The organism is Bradyrhizobium sp. STM 3562 (assembly GCF_045571435.1).
In the GTDB taxonomy this organism is placed as follows: domain Bacteria; phylum Pseudomonadota; class Alphaproteobacteria; order Rhizobiales; family Xanthobacteraceae; genus Bradyrhizobium.
In genome coordinates, this window is sequence record NZ_CP120694.1 from 4,205,432 (window position 1) to 4,218,901 (window position 13,470).

13 protein-coding genes are annotated in these 13,470 nt (G+C 63.9%); 1 reads left to right on the forward strand and 12 read right to left on the reverse strand.

What is annotated here, in order from left to right; genetic code table 11:
• Nucleotides 1-237 precede the first annotated feature (237 nt).
• Nucleotides 238-408, reverse strand: coding sequence for a hypothetical protein (locus P6U23_RS19485; RefSeq protein WP_407181297.1), 171 nt, complete (start codon nt 406-408; stop codon nt 238-240).
• Between the two features lie 154 nt (nt 409-562).
• Complete coding sequence (locus P6U23_RS19490) at nt 563-1,801, reverse strand: cation:proton antiporter (protein WP_407181298.1); 1,239 nt, start codon at nt 1,799-1,801, stop codon at nt 563-565.
• Nucleotides 1,802-2,201: 400 nt separating this feature from the next.
• Here P6U23_RS19490 and P6U23_RS19495 point away from each other — a divergent pair, with 400 nt between their 5' ends.
• Nucleotides 2,202-3,206 (forward strand): DUF2155 domain-containing protein, encoded by a 1,005-nt coding sequence (locus P6U23_RS19495; RefSeq protein ID WP_407181299.1) that lies wholly within the window; start codon nt 2,202-2,204, stop codon nt 3,204-3,206.
• A gap of 140 nt (nt 3,207-3,346) precedes the next feature.
• On the opposite strand, the gene aat is transcribed toward P6U23_RS19495, so the two are convergent.
• The 10 genes from aat to P6U23_RS19545 form a co-directional block, all read right to left on the reverse strand.
• Complete coding sequence (gene aat / locus P6U23_RS19500; protein WP_407181300.1) at nt 3,347-4,027, reverse strand: leucyl/phenylalanyl-tRNA--protein transferase; 681 nt, start codon at nt 4,025-4,027, stop codon at nt 3,347-3,349.
• A 71-nt stretch (nt 4,028-4,098) separates the two neighbouring features.
• Entirely contained in the window at nt 4,099-5,193 is a 1,095-nt protein-coding gene (locus P6U23_RS19505; RefSeq protein ID WP_407181301.1) for a sensor histidine kinase, read from the reverse strand.
• Entirely contained in the window at nt 5,190-5,630 is a 441-nt protein-coding gene (locus tag P6U23_RS19510; protein ID WP_407181302.1) for a response regulator, read from the reverse strand. The genes P6U23_RS19505 and P6U23_RS19510 overlap by 4 nt, the downstream gene beginning before the upstream one ends.
• Nucleotides 5,627-7,153, reverse strand: a complete 1,527-nt coding sequence (locus tag P6U23_RS19515) for a sensor histidine kinase (protein WP_407181520.1) — start codon at nt 7,151-7,153, stop codon at nt 5,627-5,629. The genes P6U23_RS19510 and P6U23_RS19515 overlap by 4 nt, the downstream gene beginning before the upstream one ends.
• A 136-nt stretch (nt 7,154-7,289) precedes the next feature.
• A complete protein-coding gene (gene accC, locus P6U23_RS19520) occupies nt 7,290-8,639 on the reverse strand; it encodes an acetyl-CoA carboxylase biotin carboxylase subunit (RefSeq protein ID WP_407181303.1) in 1,350 nt (449 codons plus the stop codon).
• Between the two features lie 78 nt (nt 8,640-8,717).
• Nucleotides 8,718-9,209, reverse strand: a complete 492-nt coding sequence (gene accB, locus P6U23_RS19525; protein ID WP_024509800.1) for an acetyl-CoA carboxylase biotin carboxyl carrier protein — start codon at nt 9,207-9,209, stop codon at nt 8,718-8,720.
• Between the two features lie 41 nt (nt 9,210-9,250).
• Entirely contained in the window at nt 9,251-9,718 is a 468-nt protein-coding gene (gene aroQ / locus P6U23_RS19530; protein WP_407181304.1) for a type II 3-dehydroquinate dehydratase, read from the reverse strand.
• A 235-nt stretch (nt 9,719-9,953) separates the two neighbouring features.
• Nucleotides 9,954-10,835: a DUF1236 domain-containing protein gene (locus tag P6U23_RS19535; RefSeq protein WP_407181305.1), complete on the reverse strand. Its 882-nt coding sequence runs from the start codon at nt 10,833-10,835 to the stop codon at nt 9,954-9,956.
• 204 nt (nt 10,836-11,039) lie between these two features.
• Complete coding sequence (locus P6U23_RS19540) at nt 11,040-11,801, reverse strand: DsbA family protein (RefSeq protein WP_407181306.1); 762 nt, start codon at nt 11,799-11,801, stop codon at nt 11,040-11,042.
• A 153-nt stretch (nt 11,802-11,954) separates the two neighbouring features.
• Nucleotides 11,955-13,364 (reverse strand): M48 family metalloprotease, encoded by a 1,410-nt coding sequence (locus tag P6U23_RS19545; protein ID WP_407181307.1) that lies wholly within the window; start codon nt 13,362-13,364, stop codon nt 11,955-11,957.
• Between the last annotated feature and the right edge of the window lie 106 nt (nt 13,365-13,470).

Below are 13,470 nucleotides of genomic sequence, written 5' to 3' on the forward strand. Positions count from 1 at the left end.
GCACGCCGCGCTCGACCGTCTTGGACGGCGGGAGTTACGTGTTGTCCTGGGCGATGAGCAGAGAAATATTGGATTCGGGAATTTCATTACCTAACAATTTTCATTCCTGCTCCGGCATGATCAAAAGATGGGCAGCCATTGTGGCTGACCTTCGCGCCGGGCAGGGCCTCGAAAAGGGCGCGGCGGTCCTGCCATAGCGAAAGATCGGCGGGCTTGTTTCCGGCACTGCCGTGGCAGTCATTCTTCCTCGCCCGACGTGCCTGGACGGGCCTCGTCCAGAAGCCTGAGCGCCTCGTCGATCTCAGCGAGAAGGCGTTCGATCTCCTCGCGCTCGTGGGGACCCGGATCCGCCTGCAGCCGGTCCAAGAGCTGCTGTTTCTGGGCCAGGAGTTTTGCCAGCGTTGTCATGGCATCGCGCGCTCGTGATTTTGGAACATCCCGGGTGTCCGCTAGCGTCCTCGATGTCGAACTTGGACGTTCGACATTGGCGACGGCCCCGGCGTTCCAAGTTGCTCCGGGGCCGTCCTGCTTTGCGGGACGTTACATCATCGCGAGCTGCCGACTAGCCCTTCTCCAGCAGCCCGAGTTTGCGGCCCAGCCACTCCGTTGTCGGCGCCTGGATCAGGATCGTCATCACGATGATGATGAAGGTGACTGAAGCGATCAGATGGGCGGCGGGAGCTCGGCTTCCGAGCAGGAGGCCGGCGAGCGCCGCCGGGATCACGCCGGTCTCGCGGCTCCAGCACATCAAGAGGAGTTCGGCCATCGTCCAGCGCGCGCGGCGGTCGGGCAGGGCGCAGAGAAAGACGGTGATGGGGCGCGCCACGAACATCAGCACCAAAGCGACCGCCACACCACCCTGCCAGTGGTGCGCCATCTCGCTGAAATCAAGCTGTGCACCGAGCAGCATGAAGATGAACAGGCGCATGATGAAGGCGGTGGTCAGGACAAATTCGTTGAGCTTCTGCGCCTCGTCCGGCTCCATCCGAAAGCCGAGCGCCTCCTTGTTGCCGAGCACGATGCCGAACACGAACACCGCCATGAAGCCGGATGCCTGCAGGCCGCTCGCAGCAAAATAGGCGCCGATCACGGCGACCAGGGTGACGACCGGCGCATATTCGGCAAGCACCGCCCAGCGCTCATGCGCGATCAGGAGCGCCGCGAGATAGCCAAGCGCGATCCCGGCGAGGAGGCCGACCGCAGCCTGTTTGAGCAGATCGAATATGGCGCCGCCGAGCGAAAAGGCGCCGCTGCTCGTCGCAAACGCCAGCACGTAAAAGGTGAGGATCGCGGCCATGGCGTCGTTGAAGGCGGATTCGCTCATCACAGTTTGCGCGACGCGATCGCGGATTCGGATCTGCCGGAAGATCGGCACCAAGGTCGCCGGATCGGTTGATGAGATGGTTGCACCGAGGAGCAACGCGAGCACCGGCGGCATCCCGAACACGAGATAAGCCGCAAGCCCGGTGATAACAGCGGTGATCAGGACGCCGACCGTCGCTAGGACGACGATGGTGATCCAGACCTGCTTCAATACGTCGAGGCGCAGCGCCGCTCCGCCGTCGAACAGGATGTAGCTTGCGCCGAACAGCAGGATGGTCTGGTTCAGCGCCGAAGCCGCGGAAATGTCGATCAGCGTGAGCCCATGCGGGCCGATCGCGATCCCCGCAAGCAGGAAGATCGCGACGTCCGGAATCCGAATGCGCTGCGCCAGGAAACCGCCGATCGTGCCGATCGCAAGGATCAGTCCGCAGCTCAGAAGCGTGTGCTTTGCGATCTCGATCGAGGCTGAGGTTTCCACGCGAAGCCAATCCAGAGAAGAAGGACGCGCGGGCTTAGCCGAGCGTTCTCAGCCAGGCGCCGATCGCGCGCGCAACCACATTAGCCCGCTGGAGGAATTTGCCCATCCTGAAGCACCCGGGAAATGGCGATAGGTCGAATCAAGGGAGCGAGACTTTGCCGGCCAGCGCCAGGGCGCCGCGCTCGCGCGCCGTCAACGCGATTGCGCCGGCAAGGTTTCTCGCGGGCCCCGCAGCAGTATCCCACCGGAAATGACCGCCTGTCAGGAGGGCCGGGATCCGGGAACGGCCCTTTCCCCGCCGTATTCGGCGTGTTAACCGGAGCGCCTGCGAGCGGCGGTTGATCTTGTACATCTGTACAATGACTTGGAGCCCGATTCGCCTTAGCTAAAGCCGCGCGAGATGCTTCGAACCATCGTCTTGGCCAGTTTTGCGGCTCTTTTTGCCGCTGCAGGGACTTCGCTTGCGCCGCCGGCGCGCGCGCAGATCGGCACGATTTTTTCCGATCCGCCACCGCGGCCGCCGGGCAGCGTTCCCCGCCGTGGCGAACAGCCCCCGCCGCCCGATGACGAGGAAGAGGTGCCTGAACTGCCGCAGGGCGGGCGGGTGTTGCCGGCGCCCAACCGCCCGATGCCGGGGCAAGGCGCCGCCTTGCCGGGCCCGGTGCAATCCCAGCCGCTCGCACCCGTGCCGGGCACGAGCGTCGTTCCGCAAAACGTCTCGCCAGGTATAGCGGTGGCGCCCCCGCAGCCCGGCCAGCAGCAGGCCAATGTGCCGCCGGGCACCAATCCGGCGTTGCCGGGCTTAGCGCCGGGGCAACGCCAGCCCAAGGGCGTGCCGCAGCCGCCCGCGACGCTGCAGCCCGGTGACGAGGTGGTCACCGAGCCGCCGGCCCAGAAGATCGTCAACAAGAAGGCAAGCTTTGCTGGGCTCGACAAGATCACCGGCCGCATCATCGATTTCGACGAGGCGATCGGCGAAACCGTCCAGTTCGGTGCGCTGCGGGTGAAGACGGATGCCTGCTATACTCGGCCCGCGACCGAGTCCGCCAACACGGATGCCTTTGTCGAGGTCGACGAGATCACGCTGCAAGGCGAGGTGAAGCGGATCTTTTCGGGCTGGATGTTTGCGTCAAGCCCGGGCCTGCACGCGGTCGAGCATCCGGTCTACGATATTTGGCTGACCGATTGTAAGGAACCGGAGACGACCGTGGTCAGCGCCGCGCCAGCGGCCGATCAGCCGAAACCCGCGCCATCGCCGGTCGCGCAGCAGAAGCGCCAGCCAGGGCCGAAACCGCCCCGTCCTGCGCCACCGCCACCAGCTCCGCCCCCGCAGCAGCAGACCCAGCAACAGCCGCCGCCTCCGCCCCCGCCGCAATCGGGCGGGCTGTTTGGGATTTTCAGGTAATTCGCCATCATTCCGCGGCCCCTCCAACGGGTCCGCGCGAGGCCCGGCCCGGTATAGGCTCCGAGGCGAGTCCGGAATCTTAAGATTCCGGGTTCGATGCTTCGCATCGCCCCGGAATGACCCGTGAAGGGACGGCCCGACTACCCTCGCGCCGCGATGATCGCGAGGGCCTCTGTACCCGGGATCGGCCGGTCGACCGGCAGTCGCTCAAAATCCCCGGGAGGCCCGTGCAGGGCCTTGTCGAGCAGGGCGGTGTAGCGCCGGCGCGGGATCTCCATCGCGCCAAAGGTCTTCAGATGTTCGGTCACGTATTGCGTGTCGAGCAGTTCGAAACCGCCGGCGATCAGCCGGGCGACAAGGTGCACCAGCGCGACCTTCGAAGCATCGCGGGCGCGGTGGAACATGCTCTCGCCGAAAAAGGCACGGCCGAGGCTCACCCCATAGAGCCCGCCGACCAGGTCGTCACCCTGCCAGGTCTCGACGCTGTGGCAGTGCCCGACTTCGTGCAGTCCGAGATAAAGATCGCGGATGCGCTTGTTGATCCAGGTATCTTCGCGGCCTTCCTGGGGCGCCGCGCAGCCCGCGATCACGGCTTTGAAGGCCGTGTTGACCCTGACCGTGAAGACGTCCGAGCGTACCGTGCGCACCAGCCGCGATGCGATCCGGAATCCGTCGAGCGGGATAATGCCGCGCATCTCCGGCTCGACCCAGAACAGGCTCGGATCGTCGGCGCTCTCGGCCATCGGGAAGATGCCGCAGGCATAGGCGCGCAACAGCACTTCGGGCGTGATTTCGGATGAGGCGGAGTCGCGGGAGGTCATGGACCCGAGCATAGCAGGGCAAACGCACCCGCGCGATGGCTGTTGCCGGCTGCCGTCGCAACCGAGGAGCTTCAGCCTGCGGCGGCGCTGGCGGATTTGGCGGCCGAGGTCTTGGCGCGCGGGAAGCGGAGCACGATCTTGGTGCCGACATGATCCGGATCGCGCGCAACGCTCGCCTCGAGCTTGGCGGCCATGGCGCTGACGATGCGCTGTCCCATGCCGGTCGAGCGCGGGTCGGCGGGCGCGCTGTCGCCCACGCCTTCGTCCGCGATCGACAGCACGAGCTCGTCGCCTGCAGCCCGCAGGTCGACGTGAATAGGCCCCGAACCATCAGGATAGGCGTATTTCACCGCGTTCATCACCAGCTCATTGACAATGATGCCGATCGCAACCGCCCTGTCGGGATCGATCTCGATCGGCTCGGACTTGAGCGTCAATCGCGACATCCGGTTGCCTTCGGCGGAGCGCCTGAGGTCATCGAGCAGCGACTCCAGATATTGGTTGAGCACCACGCTCTTCAAATCATGAGAGGTGTAGAGACGGCGATGCACCTGCGCGACCGCGGCAACGCGGCCCATGGCGTTGGTGAGCGCTGCCTTGACGTCGTCCTGGGTCGCGGAATTGGCCTGAAGATGCAGAAGCGAAGCGATGATCTGCAGACTGTTGCCGACGCGATGATTGACCTCGCGCAACAACACCTCGCGCTCGGCGGCGAGCGCGGCAAAGCGGTCGCGCGAGGCGTGCACTTCGGCCTCGGCCTCGTCACGCGCCTTCTGCAGGCGCGCCTGTTTCAGCGCGCCGTCGGCAGCGACCTGCAACAGCGGGATGAAATCGCCCTGGACGTCCTTGACCAGGTAGTCGGCGGCGCCGGCCTTGAGCGCGGTGACGGCAATGCTGGAATCCTGCGAGGCGGTGACGAACACGACCGGCGGCGCATCGGGAATTTCCAGGATACGCTCCAGCGTCTCGAGCCCGTCGAGGCCCGGCATGTACTGGTCGAGGGCGACCACATCGACACCACCGGCCGTGATCCGCTCAAGGCCGTCCGCTCCGCTCTTCGCATGCAGCACCTTGAAGCCGCCGAGTCGCGTCAAGCCGCGCTGGACCAGGCGCGCCAAGGCGTCGTCGTCGTCGATATAGAGCAGCGTCGGCATTTCAGCGGTCATGTCGTGGCGGGGGGTACCTGAATCACGGAAAAGAACAGACCGAGCTGGCGAATGGCGTTCGCAAAGCTCTCGTAGTTGACCGGCTTGGTGATGTAGACGTTGCAACCCAGCTCGTAGCACCGCTTGATCTCCTGGGAGTCGTCGGTGGTGGTCAGGACCACGACAGGGGCGCTCTTCAGATACTTGTTTTCCTTGAGCTGCCGCAGGATCTCGATCCCTGTCGTGTCGGGCAGATTGAGGTCGAGCAGGATCAGGAATGCCCGCCCCCTATGTGCGGCACCGCTGCCGTCACGGCCGAACAGATAGTTGAGCGCGTCTGTACCGTTGCTGAACGGGATGATCTCGTTGTTCACGCCGGAACGGCGAATGTTCCGCTCGATCAGGCGGGCGTGGCCTTCATCGTCCTCGATCATGATAATGGTGACGGGCGTCGTCATGCGTCCTGCTTTCGATTTGTTGCGTTCCACTTCAAGGGGAGCGTGATCGTGAAGGTGCTGCCGCTGTTAAGTTCCGATGCGACCGACATCGTTCCTCCAAGCCGTCGCACGAGTGCGCGGACATGCGCAAGCCCGATGCCCTGGCCGGGCTTGTCCTGGGTTCCCGCCCGGCGGAACAGATCGAATATGCGTTGGTGATCTTTCTGATCAATGCCGCGGCCGTTGTCGGTGACCTCGAAGATGGCAAAGCCGAGCTTGGTTCGCCCTTTTACCGAGATCTCGCCGGGAACGCCGGGTCTCAGATATTTGATCGCATTGTCGATCAGATTGGAAAAAATCTGTTCCAGCGCGAGGCGATCGCTGACCAGATTCGGCAGGTTCCCGATATCAACGGTCGCATCGGCCTCGGCCGCCTGATGCGCCAGCGTCGCGACGATGCTCTCGATGAGCTGGCGCATGTCGATGGGCACCGGCTCGAATTGGCGCCGACCCTCGCGGGTCAGGTTGAGGATGGCCGAGATCAAGCGGTCCATCTTGGCGATCGACGATTTGATAAAGGCGAGTGCCTCCGAAAACTCCTGCGACAGTTTCAGGTCGACGCCATCGAGCACCGGCTCGGTCTCGATCGAGACGACCGGCGCTTGCGCGGACGCGACGGCGCGGCCGAGCGAGGCGATGCGCTTGAAAATGTCGTGGCGCAGCTCTTCCAGCTCGCTGGTGAAGCCCATGATGTTGACCAGCGGCGAGCGCAAGTCGTGGCTGACGATATAGGCGAAGCGTTGAATCTCGTTGTTGGCTTCCCGCAAGTCCGCCGTGCGCTCATCGACGGTTGCTTCGAGATTGAGGTTGGCGTCGCGCAGCATCGCTTCCGCTTCGTCGCGTGCGCGTGCCGAGCGACGCAGCAGCATCATGGAGATGCCGGCAAGCGCGATCACGAGCGCCGAACCCGCAATCGTCACCGTCGAGGCGAGGCGCTGACTCTGCTCCGCGCTGGCGCTGCGCATCGCAAACAGCCGATTTTCCTCGGTGAGCATCGCATTGGCGATGTCACGGATGGTCGCCGTCGTATTGCCCGCGGCCGCCTCGCGCACCAGCTCCGCGGCGGCGGCCGGATTGCCGGCCTTGACCGAGTCCATCTCCCGCGCGAACTGGCTGACCCGCATTTCGATCGCGGAGCGGAGCTTGCGCACGTTTTCGCGCTGGACCGGGTTGTCCTGGGTCAGCCATTCCAGCTTGTCGAGTTCGGGGTGGATCGCTGCCACGGCTTCCTGATGATCGCCGAGGAAGTCCTGCGCCGAGGTCAGGAGATAGCCACGCGCGGAGCTTTCCGCGCGGCGGATTTCCAGCAACAGCGCGTTGGTCTGGTTCTCGACCTCAATGGTATGCACCACCGCGGCGCTGTCGTCCCTGGATTTGTAGACCAGCAGCACCGAGCCGGCGCTGATAGCCACAAGCACCAAAAATCCCGCCGCAAGCGGCAGGAACTGCCACAGCGCGCGCCTGTGCCACACTTCAGGCGTCACAGCCAATTTGCGTCCAGTAGTGTTGAGGAAATCCACGTCCCCCGAGCGAACCGTTGACGCACGCAAACGCGGAACCGGATCAAAGGTTCCCGCGCGGCAGGTATTTTTTGACGGATGTTTTTGCCTCGTGGCCGGCTCAGCCCGGCTGCTGGCCGGCCAGATACTGCTCGAGCCAATGGATGTGATAGTCGCCGTCGATGATGGCGGGTTCGCGCACCAATGCGCGGAACAGCGGCAGCGTGGTCTCGATGCCCTCGACCACCATCTCGTCGAGCGCCCGGCGCAGGCGCATCAGGCACTCGGCGCGGGTCTTGCCATGGACGATCAGCTTGCCGACCAGCGAGTCGTAGTAAGGCGGGATCACATAACCCTGGTAGACCGCGGAATCGATCCGCACGCCAAGGCCGCCGGGCGGATGATATTGCAGGATCTTGCCGGGTGAGGGACGGAAGGTCACGGGATTTTCGGCATTGACGCGGCATTCGATCGAATGGCCCGTGATGGTCACCTCATCCTGGGTGAGCGGCAGATCGCCGCCGGCGGCGATGCGGATCTGCTCGAGCACGAGGTCTAGTCCGGTGATCATCTCCGTGACGGGATGTTCAACCTGGATACGCGTGTTCATCTCGATGAAATAGAACTCGCCGTCCTCGTACAGGAACTCCACCGTGCCGACGCCGAGATATTTCATCTGTTGCATCGCCTTGGCGACGGTCGATCCGATCCTGGCGCGCGAGGCCGCGTCGATCGCGGGCGAGGGGCCTTCTTCCCAGACCTTTTGATGGCGCCGCTGCAGCGAGCAGTCGCGCTCGCCGAGATGGATCGCGCCGCCGCGGCCGTCACCAAGAACCTGAATCTCGATGTGGCGCGGCTTTTGCAGATATTTTTCCAGATAGACCGAAGCGTCGCCAAAGGCAGCCTTGGCTTCGTTGGCGGCCGTGGTGAGCGCAAGCGCCAGATCGGCCTCGGTGTGCGCCACCTTCATGCCGCGCCCGCCGCCGCCGGCGGCCGCCTTTACCAGCACGGGAAAGCCGATCGACTTTGCGATCGCCATCGCGTCCTGGTCCGGCGCGACCGCGCCGTCCGAGCCCGGCACCACCGGAATGCCAAGCTTCTTGGCCGTCTTCTTGGCCTCGATCTTGTCGCCCATCAGGCGGATGTGGTCGGCTTTCGGGCCGATGAAGTGCAGATTGTGATCGGCCAGAATTTCCGCAAAGCGCGCGTTCTCCGACAGAAAGCCGTAGCCGGGATGCACCGCGTCGGCGCCGGTGATCTCGCAGGCGGCGAGCAGCGCCGGCACGTTGAGGTAGCTATCCTTCGAGGGCGGCGGGCCGACGCAGACGCTCTCATCCGCAAGCCGCACATGCATCGCATCGGCATCGGCGGTCGAATGCACCGCGACCGTTGCGATGCCGAGCTCCTTGCAGGCCCGCAAAATGCGAAGCGCGATCTCGCCGCGATTGGCTATGAGGATTTTATCGAACATGATGTTGCAGCGAAGAGGGAGTGGCGAATAGCCAATGGAAGGACGGCGTTTCGCTACTTGCCATTCGCCATTCGCCCTCTACTCGATGATCACCAGCGGTTCGCCGAATTCGACCGGCTGGCCGTCTTCGACAAGGATCTGCGTTACGGTGCCGGCGCGCGGCGATGGAATCTGATTCATCGTCTTCATGGCCTCGATGATCAGAAGCGTCTGGCCCTGTGCGACCTTCGCGCCCACCTCGATGAAAGGCTTCGCGCCGGGCTCGGGCGCCCAATAGGCGGTGCCGACCATGGGCGAGGGCACCACGCCCGGGTGCTTGCTGAGGTCCATCGCGGCGGCCGCCGCGGGCACGGACGGCGCCGGTGTCGGCGCTGCAGCGGCCGGCTGAACCGGAACCGGCACCGAGGTCGCAATATTGATGCTGCGCGCCACGCGCACCCGAAGACCCGCACGCTCGATCTCGATCTCGCTCAGGCTGGTCTCGTCGAGCAGGAGGGCGAGCTCGCGAATGAGCGCACTGTCCTCGCTGGAAAACTTTGCGGCTGCTTTGTCGTCTGGCTGGCGCGCCATGGTCTTGATCCGAAACTCTCTGTTACGTGACGAGGAAAGCGTCAGGCTTTGACCTTCGCGCCAATCCGGGCGGCAAGGCCGTTGATCGCAAGTCGGTAGCCCTCGATGCCGAACCCACACAGGCTGGCAAAGGCGGCCACCGCAGTGAATGAGTGATGACGAAAGCTCTCGCGGGCGTGGATGTTGCTGACATGCACTTCGACCGCCGGTATTTTTACCGCGACCAGCGCATCATGCAGGGCGATCGAGGTGTGCGAATAGGCGCCGGCATTGATCACGATGCCGACCGCTTTCTTGGCGTGGGCCTCGTGAATGAAATCGACCAGTTCGCCCTCGTGATTGGATTGCCGGCAATCGGCGCGCAGACCGAATTGCGCGGCCGTTTCCGTGCAGAGCTTCTCGACATCGGCCAGCGTGGCATGACCATAAGTTTCCGGCTCCCGCGTCCCCAATAAATTGAGGTTCGGGCCGTTGAGAACGTAGATCGTCTGCTCAGGTGCTTTGGCCATCCCAATCCCGGCAATGTGGGCAGGTGGCGGCCCTTATAGGTAACAAAGTCGTCAAGGGGAAGCCTAAACGAGGCGAAGAACGGGCCCCAAGGCTTTCATCCACCTCGGAAAAAGCCGTGCAAAACCCGCCGAAAACATTGATTAACCAAACCCGCGTGGACAAGGCCGGTCCCGGAGGCCAACAGAAAGGCGGGCCGGTGCGGCCCGCCTTGTTTGCTTGCGCTCGTCAGATGCGTCAGGCCGGCAGAACGGCGACGATCTCGAGCGAGTTCGGGTCCACCACGACGATCTCGTTGCGGACCAGGAAGAACTCGTAGCCGCGCCACTCGGGGTAGACGTCGACGACTTGCGTCGGCAGCGGACGCAGGCTGACGCGCTCGCGCGGAACGCGGGTGCCGACCGAGACCGCGAAGTCGACATTGTTGACCGGCGCGACGTGCTCGCTCCGGATCACGTCGACGATCTTGGTGCGCTGCTCGGTGGACAGCTTACCGGCGGTGCCGGCCGCGCCCACTGTTGTCTCGGACCTGCCGCCGGTCCGGGTTTCGGCGTTCATGTTGCCGGTGCGGTTCTGGCCTTGCGCATTCATTTCATTGGTGCGGTTCTGGCCTTGCGCGTTCATCTCCTTGGTGTGGCTCTGACCCTGCGCGTTCATCTCATTCGTGCGGGTCTGGCCCTGCGCGTTCTGGTTCTCCTTGCGGCCTTCCCTGGTCTGCGCGTTCTTCTCGGCCTCGTGGCCAGTCTTGGTCTGCGCGTTCTTCTCGGCGTTGCGGCCCTCCTGGCCTTCCGCCTTCATGCCCTTGGAGCCCCTGCTTTCGCTCTCGGAGCTCATGCTCTTGGACTTGCTTCCGGGCGCGTTCTCTTCGGTGCGCTGGCTCTGGCCGGTCGTCGATGATTTCTGTTCGGACTTCATGCCGGACGAAGCACCGCCGCCCTTGCTGCTTTCACGATTCTCAGTTGCGGCACCGCCCGTGGCGCCACCACCCGCGGATGAAGGCGCGTTCTGCATCTGCTGCCCACCGCCAGACTCGCGGCCGCCGGTTCCTTGCGCGTTGACGAAGCCTGTCCCGGCGATCAGCGCAAGCGCAGCAACCGAGACCAAAAAGCGATTAGTCATTCCTCTCTCCTCACATTTCAGCATTGCCCGCGCCGTCAACGGCAGGAGGAGTGAGTCGTTCCGGGAGATCCGTGGTTCCTTTGGCTTTGTTTCCTGAACGTGTGATGAATGTGAAACTGCAGCGCGGCTCGCCGTCATGCGCAAAGAAAAAGGCCGGCGCTCGAGCCGGCCTTGGGAGTGATGTCTGACAGTGAGTGATGATCTTCAGCAAGTGGCCTTGCCGCAGCGCGCAATGCCGATCTTTTCCTTCAGCCCGTCGAGACCGACGGCGCCGACGACGATTTGCTTGCCGATCACGTAGCTCGGCGTGCCATTCAAGCCCATCTCTTCGGCGAGCTTCAAGTTCTCCTCGATCGTCGCCTTGATCTCGGGGCTGCTAAGATCCTTTTCGATCCGCGCGGTGTCATATCCTGCGTCCTTGGCCGCTTGCAGTGCGCGCGCCTTGTCGGCCGGACCGCGACCGCCGAGCAGCTTGGTGTGGAAGTCGAGATACTTCTTCGGATCCTGCATGCGAGCCGCGATCGCGACCTTCGCCGCCTCGACCGAGCCCTCGCTCAGGACCGGAAACTCCTTGAGCACGACCTTCAGCTTGGGATCGCTCTTCAGGAGGTCGAGCATGTCGGCCATCGCGCGCTTGCAGTAGCCGCAATTGTAATCGAAGAACTCGACGAAGGTGACGTCGCCGTCCTTGTTGCCGAGCACGACGCCGCGCGGCGAGTTGAAGATCGCATCGGCATTCTGCGCGATCGTCGCTTCGTGCTTTGCCTGCTCCGCGGCGGCCTGGCGCTTGGAGAGCTCGTTCATCGCCTCCTCGAGCACCTCGGGATGGGTGACGAGATAATTCCTGACGATGGCTTCGATGTCGCTGCGCTGGGTATCGTTGAAGCTCTGGGCCAAGGCCACGGGCAGCCCGCCGCAAAGCGAGAGCGCGAACAGGGCGGGGGCGAGCGGGCGGAAGAAGCGCATTGGCAGATCCTTTTTGCGTGACAGCCGGTGTCCTGAAATTCCCAAAACCAAAATTGCGTCTTTCAGTATCTCAGCCTGGTTCGTGTCTTTCTTGGGCATGATTTTTCCGGAAAAACCGCTACCAGGCTTTCCGGATCGTGCGTCTATCCCGGATCAGTTGCCCTTTTGGCCGGGCAACGGCTTGGCCGAGACGATATCGTCGGCCCTGACCCATCCGGGCGTGCCAACGGCGAAACGGGTTTTCGCCCGCGAGGCAAGCTCGCGTGCGGTTTTGTTGTCGCCGCGAAGATAGGCGGCTTGGGCCGAGGCCAGATCGGCCTCCGCATAATCTCCCTTCCGGCCATAGGCCATGGCTAGCTGGGTGTAGCCGAGCGGCGCCTCGCTCTCGCGCGCCACCGCCGAACGAAGGATGGAAATCGCTTCGTCAGTGTAGGCTTTGTTATCCGTGGCCACCAGCGCCTGCCCAAGTAACATCTCGATGAGCGGTGCGTTGTTGGAAAGCTGGACTGCCCTGCGCAGCGGAGCGATGGCCTCGGCCGGCTTGCCTCCCTCGAGCAGGGCCTGCCCGCGCAGCTCGTAGAAATACGGATTGTTCGGCTGGACCTGAATCAGTCCGTCGATCTGGGCCAGCGCGCTGCGCAGGTCGCCATGCAGATAGGTTGCGATCGCCCGCGCATAACGTGCCGGCAGGCTGGTGTTGGATAAGGGATAGCGGCGGTACACGGTGTCCGGCCGCTCCATGAATGCCGAGATCTTGGCGCGCACCATGTCGTGTCGCAGTTGCAACTCGGGCGAATCCTTCTTGTCCCAATAAGGACTGGAGCGCGCGAGGCCTTCCAACGCGGCGACGCGATCGGCAGGCATCGGATGCGACTGCAGATAGGGGTCGGCGCCGCGTGCGGAAAACAGGCTGTCGCTGGTGAAGCGCTTGAACGTCTCGTACATCCCCTTCGCGGACTGGCCGGTGGCGGTCAGGAATTTCACGCCGGCGCGGTCCGCATTCTCTTCCTGCTGGCGCTGATAGGACAAAAGCGAGCGGCGGATCATCTCCTGCGGGCCGGCGACCGCGGCGGCCCCAGCATCGGCGAGCCCGTTATTGCCTCCCCTGGCGGCGCCGGCGGCGATGGCGCCGGCGCCCAGCAGCATGGCGATGATCATCTGCGTCTGCGCCGAGGCCAATTGCTGGCGCAGCTTGGCGAGGTGTCCTCCGGCCAAGTGGCCGGTTTCATGCGCGAGCACGCCGATCAACTGGTTCGGCGTCTCCGATTGCACGATGGCGCCGTAGTTGACGAAGATCCGGCGACCGTCGGCGACGAACGCGTTGAAGGCGGAATCGTTGATGATGACGACGTTGATATTCTGCTTTTCGAGCCCTGCGGTGCGCAGGATCGGCCGGGTGTACTCGCGCAGGAGTTGTTCGGTCTCGGTGTCGCGCAGGATCGGCGGGCCCTTGTTCTCTGCCTGCGCAAAAGCGGGCGCAAGCGGGGAAAGCGCAAGCGCGGCGGCGAGTGCGGCGGCGATGACGCCGGACGTTCTGTTCCTGAATGCGAGGCGGAGCAACATTGAGCGGTCTTTAGCAATTGGCGGCAGGCCCGATACCGGCTATGCCCTAACAAACCGCCGAATGCGGCTAGTCTGGGGCACCCCCCCGGGGCCCGCGGAGATGCCT